12 protein-coding genes and 1 pseudogene are annotated in these 15,990 nt (G+C 66.9%); 7 read left to right on the top strand and 6 right to left on the bottom strand.

Annotation, left to right across the window (positions count from 1 at the left end):
- Positions 1-119: 119 nt before the first annotated feature.
- The 6 genes and pseudogenes from OVY29_RS13365 to OVY29_RS13340 form a co-directional block, all read right to left on the bottom strand.
- A pseudogene (locus tag OVY29_RS13365) lies at positions 120-2,654 on the bottom strand (TonB-dependent receptor).
- 270 nt (positions 2,655-2,924) lie between these two features.
- On the bottom strand, positions 2,925-4,196 hold the full coding sequence (gene clpX / locus OVY29_RS13360) for an ATP-dependent Clp protease ATP-binding subunit ClpX (RefSeq protein WP_037554922.1): 1,272 nt from the start codon (positions 4,194-4,196) through the stop codon (positions 2,925-2,927).
- A gap of 261 nt (positions 4,197-4,457) precedes the next feature.
- Positions 4,458-5,108 (bottom strand): ATP-dependent Clp endopeptidase proteolytic subunit ClpP, encoded by a 651-nt coding sequence (clpP, locus tag OVY29_RS13355; protein ID WP_313911570.1) that lies wholly within the window; start codon positions 5,106-5,108, stop codon positions 4,458-4,460.
- A gap of 371 nt (positions 5,109-5,479) precedes the next feature.
- Entirely contained in the window at positions 5,480-5,818 is a 339-nt protein-coding gene (gene fdxA / locus OVY29_RS13350; protein ID WP_037554924.1) for a ferredoxin FdxA, read from the bottom strand.
- A 173-nt stretch (positions 5,819-5,991) separates the two neighbouring features.
- Entirely contained in the window at positions 5,992-6,291 is a 300-nt protein-coding gene (locus tag OVY29_RS13345) for an RNA-binding S4 domain-containing protein (RefSeq protein WP_037554925.1), read from the bottom strand.
- A gap of 7 nt (positions 6,292-6,298) precedes the next feature.
- Complete coding sequence (locus OVY29_RS13340; RefSeq protein ID WP_313911569.1) at positions 6,299-9,073, bottom strand: helicase-related protein; 2,775 nt, start codon at positions 9,071-9,073, stop codon at positions 6,299-6,301.
- Here OVY29_RS13340 and OVY29_RS13335 point away from each other — a divergent pair.
- From OVY29_RS13335 to OVY29_RS13305, 7 genes are all read left to right on the top strand, one after another.
- Positions 9,045-9,230, top strand: coding sequence for a hypothetical protein (locus OVY29_RS13335; RefSeq protein ID WP_313912087.1), 186 nt, complete (start codon positions 9,045-9,047; stop codon positions 9,228-9,230). The genes OVY29_RS13340 and OVY29_RS13335 overlap by 29 nt on opposite strands.
- 117 nt (positions 9,231-9,347) lie before the next feature.
- Positions 9,348-10,889 carry a peptidoglycan DD-metalloendopeptidase family protein gene (locus OVY29_RS13330; protein ID WP_409581481.1) on the top strand — a complete coding sequence of 514 codons (1,542 nt, stop codon included), beginning with the start codon at positions 9,348-9,350 and terminating at the stop codon, positions 10,887-10,889.
- 83 nt (positions 10,890-10,972) lie between these two features.
- Positions 10,973-11,971: a porphobilinogen synthase gene (gene hemB / locus OVY29_RS13325; protein ID WP_037554927.1), complete on the top strand. Its 999-nt coding sequence runs from the start codon at positions 10,973-10,975 to the stop codon at positions 11,969-11,971.
- A complete protein-coding gene (locus OVY29_RS13320; protein ID WP_037554928.1) occupies positions 11,968-12,522 on the top strand; it encodes a GNAT family N-acetyltransferase in 555 nt (184 codons plus the stop codon). Before hemB ends, OVY29_RS13320 begins: the two co-directional genes overlap by 4 nt.
- Entirely contained in the window at positions 12,519-13,073 is a 555-nt protein-coding gene (locus OVY29_RS13315; protein WP_037554929.1) for a GNAT family N-acetyltransferase, read from the top strand. Before OVY29_RS13320 ends, OVY29_RS13315 begins: the two co-directional genes overlap by 4 nt.
- Positions 13,070-15,322 (top strand): fused MFS/spermidine synthase, encoded by a 2,253-nt coding sequence (locus tag OVY29_RS13310; RefSeq protein WP_037554930.1) that lies wholly within the window; start codon positions 13,070-13,072, stop codon positions 15,320-15,322. Before OVY29_RS13315 ends, OVY29_RS13310 begins: the two co-directional genes overlap by 4 nt.
- The gene (locus OVY29_RS13305) at positions 15,319-15,873 is read left to right on the top strand and encodes a gamma carbonic anhydrase family protein (RefSeq protein WP_037554931.1); all 555 of its coding nucleotides are present in this window, start codon (positions 15,319-15,321) and stop codon (positions 15,871-15,873) included. Before OVY29_RS13310 ends, OVY29_RS13305 begins: the two co-directional genes overlap by 4 nt.
- Positions 15,874-15,990 lie beyond the last annotated feature (117 nt).

Raw genomic sequence — 15,990 nt, 5'->3', positions numbered from 1 at the left:
ACAGGGAGGATCAAGGGTCGCAGCCGGTCGAAAGCGGCCTCTCAACGACCGCCGTCTGCCCAAAAGAAAGGGGCGCGGGAGTTACCTCCCGCGCCCGATTTCCCGTTCTTTGGGATCGCTTAGAAAGCGACCGAAAGCGTGCCGCTGACCGTGCGCGGCGCGCCGATCTGGGCGAACGGCGGCGACGAGGTGCCCTGAGCCAGCGAGCTCGTGTAGCTGCCGACATAGAGTTCGTCGAACAGGTTGTAGACGTTCAGCTGGAAGAAGGTCTTGTCGTTCAGGCCGAGGAATTCGAGGCTCAGGCGAGCATCGAGGTTGACCAGCCAATAAGCATTGGTCTTCGCCGGATAGACTTCGACGCCGCTGGCCACCACCGGAACGTTGGTGTCGTAGATAAAGCGACCACCGGTGCGCTTTGCGGTGACGCCCAGCTCGACCGGACCCAGCGTCCCGCGCGCCGATGCGCCGAAGGTATATTCGGGGGCACCGGCTTCGCGCTTGCCCTTGGTCGGCGTGAAGATGGGATCGCCCACCGCCGAGCAGCCCGGGACGTCGTCGGCAATGTCATCGGCGTCGCACGTACCCGACTGGACATCGTCCTTGATTTCCGACTTCATCCACGAGCCGAAGGCGTAGAGGGCGAGTTCGGGAACCGGCTGGAAGGCGATGCTGCCGTCGACGCCATATTTGTCGACGCGGCCGAGGTTGCGATAGACGTTGCGCTCGGTAACCGGGTCATAGGCCGAGGCGAGGCGGTCGTTATACTTGGTGAACCAGCCCGACAGCTGCGCCTGGATCTTGCCGCTGCGATAGCGGACGCCGAGGTCGAAGTTGTCCGAGGTTTCCGCCTTCGGCCGTGCCGACGGCGTGTCGGCATCGAAATAGAAGGCATTATACAGCGCGTCGGTGCCCGGAACCTGCAGCCCCTTCGAATAGTTGGCGAAGACCGACATCTGGTTGCTCGGCTTGAAAAGCAGGCCGACGTTCGGGAGGATGTCGTCATATTTCAGGACGCGCTGCTGCGGCCCCTGACGTACCGATCCGTCCGAGTTGGTCGGGTTGGCAGCCGCATAGGCGGCGTTGCGCGGGTCGTCCTTGCCGAAGCAGTCGACGAAGCCCGAATCGCTGGTCGTGAAGCAATAATTGTTCAGGTCGCGCTTGAAGAAGGGCGCGCGCACACCAAGCGTCGTGACGAGGGTCCCGTCGAGGAATTCGCCGCGATATTCGCCCGACACCTGATTAAGCATCGCGTAGGACAGGCGATCGCGCTTCTGCAGCACCGCGCCGCTGACGTCGGTCTGCGGATCGTTGACCGGGAAGACGTCGAAAGGTTCGCCGTTGAACTGGAGCAGCCCGACCTGGCCGGTCTGGCGGTGACGCGCGCGGTCATAGGTGTAACCGATGCGGACGGTGTGGCCCTCGGTGATGTCCCAGCGCAGGTTGGCGATCACGCCATAGCGGTGCGTCTGCGTCTGGCTCGGTGCCAGCATCGCGACTTCGTCGAGCAGGTCGCCGTCGCCGTTGAGGTCCATGCCGAAATAGGGACGTCCGCCCATATAACCGGTCAGGCCATTGTTGAAGCGTTCGCGGGCGTTGACAGTACCGCCGCCGTTAGCCTTCACATATTGGTAGCTGGGGTCGACGGTCAGCGTGATGCCTTCGCTCAGCGTGAACTTCGACGCGCCGCGGATGTTGCCCGTGTTCGAGGGGTTTTAGCGGCGATCGAATTCGGTGCCGCACGACGAAGCCGCATCGGCTTCACCCGGCGTGACCGTCGCGGTCGTGTTGCACGGATAGTTGATGTCATATTCGCGGTCGTCGCTCGACTGCGGGAAACCCGAAGGAACGTCACGGTCGTTGCGCAGCGACACCGAACCGAAGAAGTTGTTGCGGTTTTCGTTATAGTGACCCGCGACCGAGACGAAGTCGCCATCGGCGCCGATCGGCTGATAGATGCGGCCGTTGAACTGCTTCTTGCGGACGCGGCCATAATTGTTGAACGGATTGTCGTTCGACGCGGTCGAGGCCGAAAGGAAAGCGCGCGTGCCCCACGGCGTGAAGGTGCCGGTGTTCACGAGGCCGAAGATGCGGAAGAATTTAAACTCGCCCGCCGAGCCCGACAGGTTGACGCCGAATTCTTCGGTCGGAACCATCGTGCGGTAATTGACGGTCGAACCCGTGGCGGCGGCGGTCGGGCTGTCGACATCGGTCGAGCCGAGGTTGACGTTGACCTGTTCGATCAGCTCGGGGTCGAGCTGCTGGTTCGAGTAAATAGCATAGTTGCCCGAATCGTTGAGCGGCACGCCGTCGAAGGTCAGGCTGATGCGGTCGGCCGAAAAGCCGCGGATGGTCAGCTGACCGCCCGACGAACCATAGGCGTCATTGTTGGTGAAGACGACGCCCGGCACGAGATTGATCGTGTCGAGGATCGTCTGGCCGGGGTTCTGGCGGGCGATGACTTCCTGGCCCAGAACCGACTTTGCCTTCGACGTATCGGGCGACTGGATGCCGGCGACGTCGGTGACGCGCGAACCCGAGACGACGATTTCGTCCTCGAAGTCGACCGAGCCGGTCGACTGGGCGAAGGCCGGCGTGGAAAGCAGCGCGACCGGAAGCAGCGCAACGCTGGCGGTGAGCGTTTGACGGAATTTCATTTCAGGATTTCCCCTTTGGTGGTGCGTTCGGCAGGCACGCAATCGGGGCGCGCCAAGACCTGCGAGCGCCCCTGAAGCCCGCATGTGGCACGATTGTGACAGCAATTGTGACAGTGCAAGCCGCGTGCGGCGGGCTACCCGAAGGGGGATCGAAAAAGCCCGAATTTCCGTGGCGCGCGCGAAATTATCCACAGGCGCGGCTGCGTTTTTCCGGGCTACTGTTGCTGCAATGCAACATAAAGTCGCGCGCCGAAAGGCGCGCGACTCGGATCAGGCGGCGTCGCCGGCCGCTTCCTTCGTTTTGTCGGCATAGACGCGCACGGGATCCTTGCGGCCTTCGACGACATCCTTGTCGACGACGATCTCGACCACATCGGTGAGGTCGGGCAGGTCGAACATGGTGTCGAGCAGGATCGCCTCGACGATCGAGCGCAGCCCGCGCGCGCCGGTCTTGCGTTCGATCGCCTTTTTGGCGACCGCGACGAGCGCGTCGTCGGTGAAAGTCAGCGCGACTTCCTCGAGATCGAACAGCTTCTTATATTGTTTGACCAGCGCATTCTTGGGCTCGCCCAGAATCTTGACCAGCGCGTCGACGTCGAGATCTTCGAGCGTCGCGATAACGGGCAGGCGGCCGACGAATTCGGGGATCAGGCCGAACTTCAGCAGATCCTCGGGCTCGATCTGCTTCAGCACTTCGCCGCTGCGGCGCTCGTCGGGGCCGGCGACATGCGCGCCGAAACCGATCGACTTGCCCTGGAGGCGGTCGCCGATGATCTTTTCGAGCCCGCTGAACGCGCCGCCCGCGATGAACAATATGTTCGTCGTGTCGACCTGCAGGAATTCCTGCTGCGGATGCTTGCGCCCGCCCTGCGGCGGAACGCTCGCGGTCGTGCCTTCCATCAGCTTGAGGAGCGCCTGCTGCACGCCCTCGCCCGACACGTCGCGCGTGATCGACGGATTTTCGGCCTTGCGGCTGATCTTGTCGATCTCGTCGATATAGACGATGCCGCGCTGCGCCTTTTCGACATTATAGTCGCTGGCCTGCAGCAGCTTGAGGATGATATTCTCGACATCCTCACCGACATAGCCCGCCTCGGTCAGCGTCGTCGCATCGGCCATGGTGAAGGGCACGTCGAGGAAGCGCGCGAGCGTCTGCGCGAGCAGGGTTTTGCCGCTGCCGGTCGGGCCGACGAGCAGGATGTTCGACTTCGCCAGTTCGACATCGTCGCCGCGGCCGCTGTTCGCGAGGCGCTTGTAGTGATTGTGCACCGCGACCGACAGCACGCGCTTGGCGGTGTTCTGGCCGATGACATAGGCGTCGAGATGCTGGCAGATTTCGAGCGGCGTGGGCACCGCGCCGTCCTTGCGCGCGGCGACGCCGCCCTTGATCTCTTCGCGGATGATGTCGTTGCACAGCTCGACGCATTCGTCGCAGATGAACACGGTCGGCCCGGCAATCAGCTTGCGGACTTCGTGCTGCGACTTGCCGCAGAAGGAGCAATAGAGGGTGCTCTTGCTGTCCGAGCCACTCAATTTCGTCATAAATCTTCCTATGGCGGGCCCGAAAGGGGCGCGGCCGTCCTTATCCTAGCCCCCGGTCACCCAAATACAATATGGCAATTGGGTGACATGGGTTCAATGTTCCGCCTAGCGCCAAGGCGCCAAGCGGATGTCAACAAATGCGGTTACCAGGGCCTTTCGTCGGCACAGGCGGCACCGGCCCGCTCCCCCTCCCAGCCTCCCATAGGATACCATGTCGGGAGGCTGGGAGGGGGAGCGGGCCGGTGCCGTAACACTACCGAATCAGGGCGTCGGCCCCTCGCTCACATCCTTCGGCGCGTCGTCGCCGGGAAGGCCCGGGCGGCGGTCGTAGACATGATCGACGATGCCGAATTCCTTCGCTTCGTCGGCCTCGAGGAAGGTGTCGCGGTCCATCGCCTTTTCGATCTCTTTCAGCGGCTTGCCGGTATATTTGACGTACAGGTCGTTCATCCGCTTCTTGATGCGCAGGATTTCCTTGGCCTGAATCTCGATGTCCGACGCCATGCCGCGCGCGCCGCCCGACGGCTGGTGGACCATCACGCGCGCGTTGGTCAGCGCGACGCGCATCCCGGGCTCGCCCGCCGCGAGCAGGAAGCTGCCCATCGACGCGGCCTGGCCGATGCAGACGGTGCCGACGCGCGGGCGGATATATTGCATCGTGTCGTGGATCGCCATGCCCGCCGTGACGACGCCGCCCGGCGAGTTGATGTACATATAGATGTCCTTCTTCGGATTTTCCGATTCGAGGAAGAGCAGCTGGGCTACGATCAGCGAGGCCATATTATCCTCGACCTCGCCGGTGACGAAGACGATCCGTTCGCGCAGCAGACGCGAGAAAATGTCGAAGCTGCGTTCGCCGCGGCTCGTCTGCTCGACGACGACGGGAACAAGGGCGGCGAGCGGGTCGATCATGGAATAGAGTCCTTATATTTTCCGGATTGCCGCGCCGAGGACCGGCGGGCTCCCCCTTCGGTGACCTACATCGGCGGCAAGGCGGAGTGTTTCAAGAGGGCAAATCATGGGGGACGGTTGGCGATGGTCGCGTGGGTGGGTGGCGGTGGACCGATCCTCCTTGTGGCGAAGCCATGGGGAGGTGGCAGCGGCGCGGCCGCTGACGGAGGGGCTGTGGCGCGACGTCGCTGGCCCCTCCACCATTCGCTTCGCGAACGGCCCCCCTCCCATGGCTTCGCCACAGGGAGGATTAGGGTCCTGACCCTAAGGATCACTCTCGCCAAAAAATAAGGGGCGGGAAAGTCCCGCCCCATTGTCTCGTATCGAAGCGATCAGTCGCCTTCGCCCGGTTCGGGCGAGAAAAATTTGTCGAACTTGTCCTCGACGCCCTTATACTCGTCGGCGTCGGCGGGGGTTTCCTTCTTGACCGTGATGTTCGGCCATTCGGCGCTGAACTTGCTGTTGACCTCGAGCCATTTTTCGAGGCCGCTCTCGGTGTCGGGCAGGATCGCCTCGGCGGGGCATTCGGGTTCGCACACGCCGCAGTCGATGCACTCGTTCGGGTTGATGACGAGCATATTCTCGCCCTCATAGAAACAGTCGACGGGGCACACCTCGACGCAGTCCATATATTTGCACCGGACGCAGGCATCGGTGACGACATAGGTCATGGGTATTCGCTCCCTTGGTCGGCGGCACCCTTGCCGTCCGGACAATGAATGCCCCTGCCTCTAAGCCGCGCGAATGTTACGCGTCAACGCAAAGCGACAGTTGCGAATCACTCTCACTCGATAGGGAAAATCATGCGGTTCCGGGCGACAGCTTTTCCTTGCCCGCCGATAGTTCAGCTGGAGGGGGCGGGGTCCGGCGAGTCGAGCCGGACATAGCAGGACTGCGCCTCGGGCGCCGGGCCGCGACGCAAGGGCAGGGTCAGAAGCCGGATCACCTCGATGCGCTCGCCGACCGGCAGCACCAGTGTCGCCCCAGCGTGGACCGCAGAGGACGAGCGCGTGACGCGCCGCCCGTCGAGCCGGATATGCCCCGTTTCGACCATCGCCTGCGCGATGCTGCGCGAGCGCGCGAAACGCAGGAACCACAGCAGCTTGTCGAGCCGGATGCTTCCTGCCGCGCCGGGACTCGCCATCCGCGCGTCAGTCCTTGCGTGCGTCGGCGAGCAGCGCGGCAAGGCCCGCGAACGGGCTGTTCGGCGACGGACCGCGGCGCGGCGATCGGTCGGGGCGATCCGGGCGCGGCGGCCGGCCGGTGTCGGGGCGGGGCTTGCCCGGCTTGCCGCGCTTGCCCTTTGCCTGATCGGCGGGGGGGCGGCGCGCGGCGCCATTGGCGGCGGCGCGCGGTGCGCTGTCGCTTCCCTTGCGGTCCTTCTTGCGGCGCGGGCGCTTGTCGGCGGCCTTGCGCAGCCCCGACCAGCGCCAGCGCTGCAGCGCCGGGTCGCCGACGCCGCGGAAGCCGAAGCTGCCGAGCAGCGCGCGGCGCGTTTCCTCGTCGAGCCCGAGCGAGGTCGCGAGCGCGGGGTCGATCACGAAGCCCGGCGGCGCGGCGCTGTGGACTTCCTCTTCGCCATGATCGTCGTGATGATGCTCGGCGCCGCCCGCGACCGGCGAAGTCGGCGGGGCGGCCGCCTGCATGCGCGCGGCGTGGGCCTGCCGTGCCAGCTTTTCGGCCATGTCGATGCGCAGCCAGCCAGATGCGCAGCGGCGGAAACCCGCGATGGCGAGGCCCGCCTGGCTGCCCGTCTTTTGCAGCACCGCGCCGTGCGGGGGCAGCGCGGGCACGGGGGCCCCTTGCTGCGCGGCGGTCAGCGCGGCGCGCCAGCGCACCGCCTCGGGCTTGAGCAACAAGGGATGGAAGATGTCGAGCGAGCCGATGGTGAAGCCGAGCTTGCGCAGCTGCGGGCGCTCGTCCGCCGTCAGCGCGTTCAGCTGCTCTTCGACCGCCGCCCGGCCGATTGTGCCGCTGTTGTCGGTGAGCGCGGCGAGCAGCGCGCGGACGCGCGGCGGGGTGAACAGGTCCCCCGCGGCCTCGCCCATCGCGGCGAGCGGGCCGGCGTGGCGCGCGAGCTGCGCCGCGACGAAGCGCTGGAGCCGCTCGGCGATCGCCTGCACCTGGCTCGGCTCGAGGCGGCGGAGCGAGGGGTCGATCTGGATCGCGGGCTGAACGAGCGTCGGGCCGCGCGTCAATGTCGCGACGACATGGCCGTGCCAGGCGAGGCGCGGCGCGGTGCCGGGCTCGGCGACCAGCGACAGCGCGGCGTCGTCGCCCTCGGCGAGCGCGGTCGCGCGGCGCGCCAGCTCGGCGCGCAGATGCTTTTCGGCCGCCGCGAGCAGCAACCGGTGGTCGCTCGCCTTGGCGACCGGGTCGACCTTGAACTGAAACCCTTTGAGCGTGCCGATCGCCTCGCCGTCGACCGCGACGGTCCCGTCGGCGCCGACCGCGACCGGCAGCGCGGTACCGCGCTGTCCCGCGTCGCGCAGCAGCAGCGCGAGCCGCCGGTCGACGAAGCGCTGCGCGAGCGCGTCGTGGAGCGCGTCGGACAATCGCGATTCGAGCGCCTGCGCCTGCTCGGTCCAGCCCGCGGCGCCGGCGATCCAGTCGCCGCGCTGCGCGATGAAACAGAGCGTGCGGACGGCAGCGATACGGCTCGCGAGCTGGTCGATGTCGCCCTCGACATCGTTGAGCCGGGCGAGGCGCCGCGCGAACCAGTCGGGATCGATCATCCCGTCGCCGCTCGTGCGCCATTGCCACAGCTTGAACACGGTGCGGCTGTGGTGCTCGGCGCCCAATTGCTCGAAATCGGGCAGGCCGCACACGTCCCACAGTCGTTCGACGGCATCGAAATCGCCACCGCGCGCGCGCACCTCCATGTCGCCCGCCAGATGCCTCAGCACCGCGATGTCGACCGCCTCGGGCGCGGCGCGCAGCATCGGCTGGCTGGGCGGCTGCGCCAGATCGGCCAGAAGCTGGTCGAGCGAGCCGAAGCGCGGCGTCGGATTGCGCCAGAACAGGCTGGCGAGCGGCGGGAAATGATGGCCCTCGATCGCGTGAATTTCCTCGGGCGTGAAGCCGCCTTGCGGCAAGCCGACGGTGCCGAAGCTGCCGTCCTGCTGGTGGCGCCCGGCGCGCCCGGCGATCTGCGCCATCTCCGAAATCGTCAGGCGGCGCAGGCGCCGTCCGTCAAATTTCTGCAGGCTCGCAAAGGCGACATGCTGGACGTCGAGGTTCAGCCCCATGCCGATCGCGTCGGTGGCGACCAGATAATCGACCTCGCCCGCCTCGAACATCGCGACCTGGGCGTTGCGCGTCTTGGGGCTGAGTGCGCCCATCACCACCGCGGCGCCGCCGGAGAAACGGCGTAGCATTTCGGCGATCGCGTAAACCTCCTCGGCCGAGAAGGCGACGACCGCCGAGCGTTTGGGCAGGCGCGACAGCTTCGACGATCCGGCATAGCTCAGCGTCGAGAAACGCGGACGCGTGATGATCTCGGCTTCGGGCACCAGTCCCTTGACCAGCCCCTTGATGCTCGCCGAGCCGAGGATCATCGTTTCCTCGCGCCCGCGCGCGCGCAGCATCCGGTCGGTGAAGACATGGCCGCGTTCGGGATCGGCGCCGAGCTGCGCCTCGTCGATGCCGACGAAGGCGACGTCGCGCGTCACCGGCAGTGCTTCCATCGTGCCGAGCAGATAGCGCGCGTCGGGCGGCAGGATGCGCTCCTCGCCGGTGATCAGGCCGACCTGCGCCGCGCCCTTGATCGCCACGACGCGGTCGTAAACCTCGCGCGCGAGCAGACGCAGCGGAAAGCCGATCATGCCACTCGAATGGGCGGTCAGGCGCTCGACCGCCAAATGGGTTTTGCCGGTGTTGGTGGGGCCAAGGACAGCCTTGACCGGCTGGGAAGAGGAAGAGGTCATTTTCTTGGAAGCCAAGCTGGCATGGGCGCGGGTCGCGCGCAACAGCCGATCGTCGAATAGCGGGGAGGCGGCCGATTTTTCCCGCAGCGCCCGCAAAATATCCCGGCCCCGCCACGCCTCGCCGCAATGCACCGGCGCAAATCCGCCATTAAATTGACTTTAACGGTCTTTCTTTACAGACAAGCCCTCGAAAACATCATTCGGCGGCCGGCTATGGGGAGGTCCGCCGAGCGGGGGTTGCACTTTGTTTCAGCGTCACGAACCCATCGCGGGGATGTCCGGCAACGCGGCGGCGCTCACGATGTCGCAAGCGATCCCGCTGCGGCGGGCCGATTCCGGCGCGCAGCCGCAGCTCGGCTGGCGCGACCGGCTGGCGCAACTCGACCTTGTCCCCGACCTTGGCAGCAACATCGGATCGGCCGAATGGTGGCGCGGGCTCGCGACGTTAACCCTGCTTTGCGGCACCGCGATCGCGACCTTCCCGGGCGTCCAGCCGCTCGCGGTGGGCGCGCCCGCGCTCGACGCCGCCGATTTCAACGAAGCGCGCGCGCAGATGATCGTGCCGCTGGCCTTCGGCGGCGACACCGGCCGCCACATGGCGGCGACCGACGCCGTCCGCCCGCTCACTCAGACCCCCGAACGGCCGCAGATCGAACTCACCGCCACCCTGGGGCGCGGCGACAGCTTCGCGCGCCTGCTCGAACGCTCGGGCGTCGGGAGCAGCGAGGCGCAGGCGCTGGCAAACCGCGTGTCGGGCGCGGTTCCGCTGGCCGACATCGCGCCGGGCACGCGCATCGACCTGATCCTCGGCCGCCGCGCCGCGCGTACCATGCCGCGCCCGGTCGAAGCGCTCGCGATGCGCGCGCGTTTCGACCTGCGCATCGAAATGGAGCGCGTCGGCGGCCAGCTCATGATGCGGCGTATCCCGATCGCGGTCGATGCGACGCCGCTGCGTATCCGCGGCAAAGTCGGCGACAGCCTCTACCGCTCGGCGCGCGCCGCGGGTGCGCCGCCGGAGGCGATCCAGTCCTATCTGCGCGTCATCGGCCGCCAGATTTCGGTCAGCCGCGATATTCGCAGCAGCGACGAGTTCGACATCATCGTCGACTATCGCCGCGCCGAAACGGGCGAAAGCGAGACGGGCAAGCTGCTCTACGCCGGGCTCATTCGCGGCGGGAAACCCAAACTCTCGATGCTCGAATGGAATGCCGACGGCCGCTCCCAATGGTTCGAGGCGTCGGGCGTCGGCGAACAGCGCGGCGGCATGACGCGGCCGACGCGCGGCCGCGTCACTTCGAATTTCGGGATGCGGCGCCACCCGATCCTCGGTTACAAGCGCATGCACAGCGGCATGGATTTCGGCGGCGGCTATGGCGCGCCGATCTATGCGGTGACCGACGGCATCGTGACGATCGCCGGGCGCCACGGCGGTTTCGGCAATTATGTGAAGCTCAATCACGGCAAGGGGCTCGGCACCGGTTACGGGCATATGAGCCGGATCGCGGTACGGTCGGGCCAGCGCGTCAAGCGCGGGCAGGTGATCGGCTATATCGGCTCGACCGGCCTGTCGACCGGCCCGCATCTCCATTACGAGCTGTATCGCAACGGCCGCGCGGTCAACCCGTCGTCGGTGACCTTCGTCACCCGCGCGCTGCTCGAGGGCAAGGCGCTCGCCGCCTTCCGTGCGCGCATCCGCGAACTGACCTCGGTCGCCCCGGGCGCCGCACTCACCCCGATCGCGCCGAAGCAGGTCGAGGGACCGCAGCTCGGCAGCCTCGCCGATGTGGCGTCGAAGCGGGCGGGCGACGGGATATAAGCCCCTCCCTCCCGCAAGCGGGAGGGGAGGTTTGCGCTCCATTATCCATTTGCCCCGCGCCCGCGCGCCGCTATGCACGCCGCATGACCCACGCCGCTTTCCCCGACCTGCGCCTGCGCCGCACCCGCCGCACCGGCTGGAGCCGCGCGATGGTGCGCGAAACGCATCTTTCGCCCGCGAACCTCATCTGGCCGCTCTTCGTCTGCGACGGATCGGACCGCGAGGAACCGGTCGCGAGCCTGCCCGGCGTGTCGCGCTGGTCGGTCGACCTGCTCGTCGAGCGCGCGAAGGAGGCGGTCGCGGCGGGCATCCCGTGCCTCGCGCTCTTCCCCTATACGCAGGCCGAGCGGCGCAGCGCGGATGGCGGCGAGGCGCTCAATCCCGATAACCTCATGTGCCGCGCCACCGCCGCGATCAAGCAGGCGCTCGGCGACGAGATCGGGGTCCTCACCGACGTCGCGCTCGATCCCTATACCAGCCACGGGCAGGACGGGCTGATCGACGGCGCGGGCTATGTCCTCAACGACGAAACGGTCGAGGTGCTCGTCGGGCAGGCGCTCAATCAGGCGCGCGCGGGCGCCGACATCATCGCGCCCAGCGACATGATGGACGGCCGTATCGGCAGGGTCCGGCAGGCGCTCGAGGCCGAAGGCTTCGGCCATGTCCAGATCATGAGCTATGCCGCCAAATATGCCTCGGCCTTTTATGGCCCGTTCCGCGACGCGGTCGGCTCGCGCGGGCTCTTGAAGGGCGACAAGAAGACGTACCAGATGGACCCCGCGAACAGCGAGGAAGCGCTGCGCGAGGTCGCGCAGGACCTGGCCGAGGGCGCCGACAGCGTGATGGTCAAGCCCGGGCTGCCCTATCTCGACATCATACGCGCGGTGAAGGACAATTTCGCGGTGCCCGTCTACGCCTATCAGGTGTCGGGCGAATATGCGATGATCGAGGCGTCGGCGGCTGCCGGCGCGGGCGACCGCGATGCGCTCGTCCTCGAAACCCTGCTCGCCTTCCGCCGTGCCGGCGCCTCGGGCGTACTCAGCTATCACGCGCTCCATGCCGCGAGACTGCTTGGTGCATGATCGAGACCGAACGGCTGGTGCTGCGTCCTCCGAGCGCGGAGGACTTGCCGTGGATACGCGCCGAGATGAATAGCGAAGCGGTGATGCGCCACCTCGGCGGAATGCGGAGCGATGCGGAGGTCGCCGACGGCCTTGCTGCCGATATCGCAGCTTTCGCAGAAGCGGCCGGGCATCGGCGATGGACAATATGGCGGCGCGACGACGACCGCCGCATAGGTCGCTGCGGCCTGTTTCATGTGCATAGCGAAGCCGCGCCCGAAGCTCTGCGCGGCGCGAGCGAGATCGGCTGGACGCTCGCCGAACGGGCGTGGGGGCAGGGTTATGCGACCGAGGCGGCGCGCGCGGCGCTGGGCTATGGCTTCGCGGCTTCTCATTGTGCGGCCATTTTTGGGCAAACCAGTGATTCGAATATCGGATCGACCCGCATGATGCTGCGGCTGGGCTTCGAGCGCCTCCCCGCGCTCGATTATTTCGATCCCGATTATCCGGTCGAGGACAATCCGACCACCGTGTGGCGCATCGCGCGCGAAGCGTGGGATGGGCGTGCATGACCGGGATCGCGATCGACACCGGCCGGCTGCGGATGCGCAGTTGGCGCGACGAAGACATCGTGCCTTTCCAGCGGATATGCAGCGATCCCGAGGTCATGGCGACGCTCGGCCCGCCGCTCGATATCGATGCCACCGCGGCGCGGATCGCATGGATGCGCGAGCATGAAGCCGCGCATGGTCATTGCTTCTGGGCGCTCGAGCGCCGCGAAGATGCGCGGCTGATCGGCTGGTGCGGCGTGATCCGCGGCGACACGGGTCCGGTGGCGGACAAGGTCGAGATCGGCTGGCGGCTCGCGCGCGATTGCTGGGGCGCGGGTTTCGCGAGCGAGGCGGCCCGCGGTGCGGCGGCGTGGAGCTTCGCCAATCTGCCCGACGATGAAATCCGGGCGATTACATGGCGGGGCAATGTCCGCAGCCGCGCGGTGATGGAACGGCTCGGCATGCACTATCGCGCCGACCTCGACTTCGATCATCCCAAACTGGCCGAAGGCGACCGCTTGCGGCCGCACGTCACCTATTCGTTGCCGCGCTCGACATGGAAAACCGCATGACATCTTCGCTGTCGCCGCGCCGCTGGCTGTTCGTGCTGACGATCCTCGTCGGCAGCTTTCTCCTCTTCCTCGTCCAGCCGATGGTCGCGCGGATGGTGCTGCCCAAGCTCGGCGGCGCGCCCGCGGTGTGGAACAGCGCGATGCTCGTCTATCAGGCACTGCTGCTCGGCGGCTACGCCTATGCGCACTGGCTCGGCCGCTTTACCGTGCGGCGGCAGGCGATCATCCATCTTGCGCTTTTTCTCGTCGCCGCGCTCTGGCTCCCGATCGGTATCGCGCAGCTCGCATCGCCCGGCCCGGGGCAGGAGGCGCTGTGGGTGCCCTTGCTCCTGCTTGCGTCGATCGGCCCCGTTTTCTTCGTCGTGTCGGCGCAGGCGCCGTTGATGCAACGCTGGTTCGCCGCCGATCCCCGCGCCGGCGACCCCTATTATCTCTACGCCGCGTCGAACCTCGGCAGCTTTGCGGGCCTGATCAGCTATCCGGCGCTCGTCGAACCCGCGATGCCGCTCGCCGCGCAAAGCTGGGGCTGGACCGCGGGCTATGTGCTGCTCGTCCTGCTCGTCGCGGGCGCGGCGGCGGCGCGCCGGCACGCTGGGATTGAGGCGCACGCCGCCGTCACCGACGAACCGCGCCCGACGCTGCGGCGGCAGGTCCACTGGCTGCTGATCGCCGCGGTCCCGTCGGGGCTGATGCTGTCGACGACGACGCATCTCACCACCGACATCGTCGCGATGCCCTTGCTATGGGTGCTGCCGCTCGGCCTCTATCTTCTGAGCTTCGTCATCGCCTTTTCGACGTTCACGCGTCTGACGCAGATCATCACTTTGCTCGCGCCGGTGGTGCTGCTCGCGGTCGGCGGGCTCGGGCTGCTGAGCTCAGGCGGCGGGTCGATGATGGTCGCGCTCGCCAGCCTCGCGATGCTCTTCACCGTCGCGGTCGCGCTCCACGGCTATCTCTATCACCTCCGCCCGGGCGCGCGGCACCTGACGCTTTTCTATCTGATCATGTCGGCGGGCGGCGTCATCGGCGGGCTGTTCGCCGCGCTGTTCGCGCCGCTGATCTTCGACTGGGTGTACGAGCATCCGCTGCTGATTCTCGCTGCGGCGATGCTGATCCCGCTCCCTGCGCTTCTCCCGTGGGACAAATGGCTGGGACTCGAGGACAAGGCCGCGCGGGCGCTGGTGGTGCTGCTCGTCGCGATCGCCGCCTTTGCCGCGTGGCACATGGTCGAAGACTGGACCGGGCGGCTCGACCAGGCCGTGACCGTGTGGGGCGTCGCGATCTTCGTCATCGGCATGCTCGTGATCGGCTGGCGCTGGGCCTTCGTGTCGGCGCTCGCGCTGCTGATGATCGGTGTGGGCGGCTGGGACACGATCCAGGAAAGCTTCACCGACGCGCGCGTGCGCAGCTATTTCGGCGTCTATACGGTCACCGACTATCCCGAAACGAACCAGCGCCGCCTCGCGCACGGCACGACGCTCCACGGGCTCCAGCGCACCGACGCCGAACACCGGCGCGACCCGACGACCTATTATGGGCCGCAGTCGGGGGTCGGGCTGACATTGGGCAGGGCCGAGGCGCTCGCGGGTCCGAACGCGTCGGTCGGCATCGTCGGGCTCGGCGCAGGGACGCTCGCTTGTTATCGGAAGCCGGGGCAGGACTGGACGATTTTCGAGATCGATCCGGTGATGGTCGACATCGCGCGCGATCCCGCCAAATTCACTTTCCTTTCCGACTGCGCGCCCGACACGCCGATCGTCATCGGCGATGCGCGGCTCCGGATCGCCGAGCAACCCTCGGGCCACTTCGACATCATCGTCATCGACGCCTTTTCGTCGGACGCGATCCCGCTCCATCTGCTGACGAAGGAAGCGATCGGCATCTATGCGCGCGCGCTGAAACCCGGCGGCATCCTGCTCATCCATATCTCGAACCGCTTCTTCGGGCTCGAACCCGTGCTCGCGGCGGAGGCGAAGGCGCGCGGCTGGACCGCGGCGATCCGCATGGATCCCGGCCCGGCGGGCGACGAATATGGCGATCTGACGGGGTCGAACTGGGTCGCGCTGACCGCGACGCCGGACCGGATGCGGCAATTGACCGGCGGCATCCGGCCGCGCAAGGATAGCTACGACGATGGGGCGTGGGTTCCGCTCGAGGCGCGCCCCGGTTTCACCCGCTGGACCGACGATTATGCCTCGACGCTGCCGGTCCTCATCTGGAAGAATATCATCGGAGGCCGCGACGAATGACATATCAGGACGTCAGCATCATCAGCGTCAATGGCAAGACGCCGCGGATCGACCCCAGCGCCTTCATCGCGCCCGGCTGCCGGATCATCGGCGACGTGACGATCGGGCCCGACGTCAGCATCTGGTATAATTGCGTGCTGCGCGCCGACGTCAGCCATATCGTCGTCGGTGCGCGATCGAACATCCAGGACGGCAGCGTCGTCCATTGCGACGGCCCGATGCCGCATCACCCCGAAGGCTTTCCGACGATCATCGGCGAAGATGTGCTGATCGGCCATCTCGCGATGGTGCACGGCTGCACGCTGGCGGATCGGGCCTTCGTCGGCCTGAAAGCGACGGTGATGAACGGCTGCCGCATCGGCAGCGACGCGATGCTCGCCGCGGGCGCGCTGCTGACCGAGAATAAGGAAATTCCCGACCGCGAACTCTGGGCCGGATCGCCCGCGCGGCGCGTGCGCGAAATCGGCGATGCGCAGGCGGCGGGCATGCAGCTCGGCGTCGCGCATTATGTGATGAACGGCCGCATGCACAAGGCGGCGGTGGAGGGATGAGCAAATCCTCCCTGTGCCCGAAGGGCATGGGGAGGGGGACCGCCGCCGCAGGCGGTGGTGGAGGGGCGGCAACGCTGCGCTATCGCCCCTCCGTCAGCGGCTACGCCGCCGCCACCT

Origin of the sequence: Sphingopyxis sp. SE2, from assembly GCF_032227185.1 — a bacterium.
Lineage (GTDB): Bacteria > Pseudomonadota > Alphaproteobacteria > Sphingomonadales > Sphingomonadaceae > Sphingopyxis.
This window is presented reverse-complemented; position numbering and strand designations above follow the sequence as displayed.